General features: G+C 37.2%; 7 protein-coding genes. 6 read left to right on the top strand and 1 reads right to left on the bottom strand.

The features are described 5' to 3' along the window. The 6 genes from WBN20_RS13180 to WBN20_RS13205 form a co-directional block, all read left to right on the top strand. Positions 1-687 (top strand): S9 family peptidase (locus WBN20_RS13180; protein WP_424282034.1); only part of this gene is annotated, 687 nt, incomplete at its 5' end. 3 nt (positions 688-690) lie between these two features. Then, positions 691-1131 (top strand): hypothetical protein, encoded by a 441-nt coding sequence (locus tag WBN20_RS13185; RefSeq protein WP_424274587.1) that lies wholly within the window; start codon positions 691-693, stop codon positions 1129-1131. Positions 1132-1169: 38 nt separating this feature from the next. Next, on the top strand, positions 1170-1577 hold the full coding sequence (locus WBN20_RS13190) for a DUF2141 domain-containing protein (RefSeq protein ID WP_424272462.1): 408 nt from the start codon (positions 1170-1172) through the stop codon (positions 1575-1577). 169 nt (positions 1578-1746) lie between these two features. Further along, positions 1747-2328 carry a TetR/AcrR family transcriptional regulator gene (locus tag WBN20_RS13195; protein WP_424282035.1) on the top strand — a complete coding sequence of 194 codons (582 nt, stop codon included), beginning with the start codon at positions 1747-1749 and terminating at the stop codon, positions 2326-2328. A gap of 51 nt (positions 2329-2379) precedes the next feature. Further along, positions 2380-3129, top strand: a complete 750-nt coding sequence (locus WBN20_RS13200; protein WP_424272460.1) for an SDR family oxidoreductase — start codon at positions 2380-2382, stop codon at positions 3127-3129. A gap of 101 nt (positions 3130-3230) precedes the next feature. Further along, a complete protein-coding gene (locus WBN20_RS13205; protein ID WP_424272459.1) occupies positions 3231-3623 on the top strand; it encodes a DUF423 domain-containing protein in 393 nt (130 codons plus the stop codon). A gap of 153 nt (positions 3624-3776) precedes the next feature. Here WBN20_RS13205 and WBN20_RS13210 read toward each other — a convergent pair. Further along, on the bottom strand, positions 3777-4137 hold a 361-nt coding region (locus WBN20_RS13210; protein ID WP_424282036.1), incomplete at its 5' end, for a nucleoside recognition domain-containing protein.

Consider the following 4137-nt stretch of genomic DNA (forward strand, 5'->3'; position numbering starts at 1 on the left):
CTGGTTGAGAATCACGGAGGACCAGTTCTTAATTATGGCGATAGGTTTTCTACAGAGATGCAGCTATATGCGGCCGCAGGTTATATCGTTTTTTATCCTAATGCCAGGGGGAGTACAAGTTATGGGGAAGAATTTGGGAATCTTTTATACAATAATTATCCGGGAGATGACTACAATGATGTTATGGATGGAGTAGATCATTGTATAAAAAATGGAATTGCCCATGAAGATCAGCTATATGTAACAGGAGGAAGCGCAGGGGGTATAATGACTGCATGGATAATTGGAAAAAACAACAGGTTTAAAGCTGCCGTGGTGGCCAAACCGGTGATGAACTGGATAAGTAAAACCCTTGTCGCTGATAATTATTTTGGCTATGCCAATTCTAGGTATCCGGGTCAGCCTTGGGAAAATTTTGAAGGCTATTGGAAATTTTCTCCACTGTCTCTCGTTGGTAATATAGAAACCCCAACTATGGTAATGGTGGGAATGGAAGATTTAAGAACTCCGCCCAGTGAAGCCAAACAGCTTTATCACGCCTTAAAATTAAGAAAAATTGAAACGGTGTTGGTGGAGATTCCAGGTGCGGGACATGGTATTGCCAACAGACCAAGTAATTTAATTACAAAGATTGCGCATACCCTGGCATGGTTTGAGAAATACAGGCAAGAAAGTGGAAATGAATAGATTATGAAAGGCAAAAAAAAGCATTGGTTTTGGAATTTACTTATAGTCCTAACGGTAATTGTCTGTATATTGAGTTTTTTAGCACATTATAAAAATTGGATATGGAAAAAGAACGATAGAATCCAGATTTTATCCGGGGTATATTACAAGGAGTTACCATTTAATGCCATGAATGAAGTATCAATGGTGGCCAAAATCCCCTCTTTGGATCGTAAAAATGGTTTTTCGGCCTGGGAAAAAGAAAAAGGGATTTTTAAAGATTCCCTGAACGAAGAAAAATTGGTATATGTTTATGTAGATAATTTGCACCATCAGAAGATCAGATTAACTTACAACGATTCCCTTCTGCTTTTTATCAATTTATCTGATTCAGTTAAAACAAAAGAGTTATATCTTTACCTTGAAGAAAAAATTGATACCCAAGAGATACAATTAATTCACTAAAACAGAGTTTCCTAGTACAAAACAAATAATTTACTCTAATGAAATTACTTTTCCTAAATCTGCTGCTTTTGCCTTTTATGATGTTTTCTCAGAACAAACTTTCGGTAGACGTAACCGGGGTTAAAAGCAATAATGGCAGTATACTTGTTGCAGTATACGACAGTTCGGATAGTTTTTTGGATTCGGATAAAATGTTTTCAGGAGGTAGTAGTAAAGCGGAATTAGGGAATACAATGGTCATCATTGATGATTTACCGGATGGGGAGTATGCACTGGCAATATTTCATGATGAAGACGGTGATGACGAATTAGATACTAACTGGATTGGTATACCAAAAGAACCGATTTGTTTTTCAATTGGAAAGATGAAAACATTCGGACCTCCAAAATACAGTGAATGCGCATTCAAAGTAGAAGGAGATAAAGAAATTCAGGTTTCTCTTTAATAAAAGTTACTCCAAAGTACATAGTTTCCAATAAGAAAGGATTGTAGTATTGTTTTATTAATCCCATATAGTCTGTAATAACAATAGATATTCCGGGAAAATTAAAATTTTGTTAATTTCTTTTTGAAACGACTGTTTCAATATATATTTGTTTTAAAATTAAGAATTAGTGTCGCGTTTGGAAGAATTTAACCGGGAGTTTGCAGTTCGTCAGGCTATGGATGTGTTTTGGGAAAAGGGCTATAATGGCACTTCAATACAGGATCTGGTTGACGCCACTGGCCTTAATAGATCTAGCATTTACAATTCCTTTGGTTCCAAACTAAAACTGTATAAAACAACTTTGCAGTTTTATCAAAAAGAAAGCGGTGGTTTGTTTCAAAAAGCTCTTTTAAATGCAAATGATCCTTTAGAAGCTATTCGGCTAATATTTGAATCTTTTTTGCCTCAAATACTCAGTAAAGAGGGAGATAAAGGCTGTTACGCCATGAATTGTAAATCTGAAATGGCTAATCAGGAAGGAGATATAAGGAAATGGCTCTTGGCTAATCAGGAAAATACCTTGGACATTTTTAATGAACTAATTAAAGAGGGACAGCAGCAGAAAGTAATTAACGCAAAAGAAGATAGCATAACTTATGCCTATTTTATATTTAACGCTTTTCAGGGCTTTAGAATGACAGGAATATTAGTAAAGGATAGCAAGATTTTGGAAACAATAATAAATAATACAATTAAAGTAATACAATAAATTTTTTTAACTATTTCTGAAACGAACATTTCAGAAAATAAATATTTAATTATGAATAGATTTAAAGACAAAGTAGTGGTAATATCCGGTGGAAATTCCGGAATAGGTTTGGAAACAGTGAAACGTTTTTTAAGTGAAGGGGCAAAAGTAGTATTCTCGGGAAGAAGACAGGAAGCACTAAATGAAGCTGCAGCTTCTCTGACGGGTAATTTCAAAGCCGTTTTGGCAGATCAGTCCGAAATAGCTGATAATAAAAGGTTGATTGAAGAAGCGGTTAAGGCATTTGGAAATATTGATATCCTTTTTGTAAATGCGGGGGTGGCTTATTTTACTCCGGCTGATACTATTGATGAATCTCATTTTGACTCACAATTTGATATCAACATTAAAGGCCCTGCTTTTCTTGTGAAATATGCTATTCCCAATTTGAATGATGGAAGTGCCATAATCTTTAACACTTCAATAGTGCATTTAAAAGGGTTTGAAGGCGCAGCAGTTTACAGCGCAACCAAAGGAGCACTGAGGGCGTATGCAAGGGTATTAACTACCGAGTTAGCTCCACGTCATATCCGGGTAAATTCTGTGGCGCCAGGACCAATTGCAACTCCTATCTATAATAAAATGGGAATGCCGGAAGAAGCGGTATCACAAATGGGCCAGGGTTTTGCCGCATCTAACCCCTTAAAGCGCTTCGGAGAATCTCAGGAAATTGCAAATGCAGTTCTCTTCCTCGCCTCAGATGAGGCCAGTTACGTAAATGGCATAGAGCTTGCTGTTGACGGAGGCATGAGTCAGATTTAAAATTCCAAGTTAAAATTTAGACCCATCAGCATTTTGCTGATGGGTTTTTTGTTGGCAGGAAGTTGAGGTATTCCCAGACTATCTGTATATTTAAAAATTATATGGAAACTATTTTAATCGTACAATTACTAGGTGCTTTATTTGGTTTACTAGCAGTGGTTTTTGGTGCATTTGGCGCCCATGCCTTAAAGAAATCACTCTCGGAAGCGCAACTCAAAAGTTTTGAAACGGGTGTAAAGTATCAAATGTACCATGCTATTTTGTTGTTGGTTTTGGGATTTAATCTGGGTTTTACCACAGCATTGGAGAAAAACATGGCCTACTGCATTATCTTAGGGACTTTTCTTTTTTCCTTTAGTATATATGCGCTATCTATAGGTTCCTCAAAAGGGAAATCCTTGAAGTTTCTAGGGCCTATTACCCCTTTGGGCGGACTATTTTTGATAATAGGCTGGGGGTTGCTGTTTTATTCCTTTATTGCTAATATGGTATAGTCCTAATGACATCCGCAATTGCCCTGTTCACATGAGCCTTTGGCCGCTTTTTTGGAAGAAAACAAACGTTTAGGCAGCAAGTATTTTTTGGCTATATAAAATATGGCAATAGCTAAAGTCAGATAAACCAATATGGGTTGTATTACGCTCATTTTATTTCAAAACCTGATAGGCAATTAAAGCTACAATATACGCAAAAACGCTCATAAACACTAATTGAGCCATAGGCCATCGCCAGCTATTAGTCTCACGCTTTACAATGGCAAGTGTGCTCATGCACTGCATGGCAAAGGCATAAAAAAGGAGCAGTGAAATTCCGGAGGCCAGATCAAACAAGGGCTTTTTGGTACTGGGGTTTACTTCTGAAGCCATCCTGTGTTTAATTGTATCCTCCTCGTCGTTTCCCACACTATAGATAGTTGCCAAAGTTCCTACAAAAACGTCCCGTGCCGCAAAAGAAGTCAGTACGGCAATACCTATCTTCCAGTCGTAGCCTAAAGGAGCTACTGCAGGT

The sequence above is a fragment of the Eudoraea sp. genome (assembly GCF_049665975.1).
Lineage (GTDB): Bacteria > Bacteroidota > Bacteroidia > Flavobacteriales > Flavobacteriaceae > Eudoraea.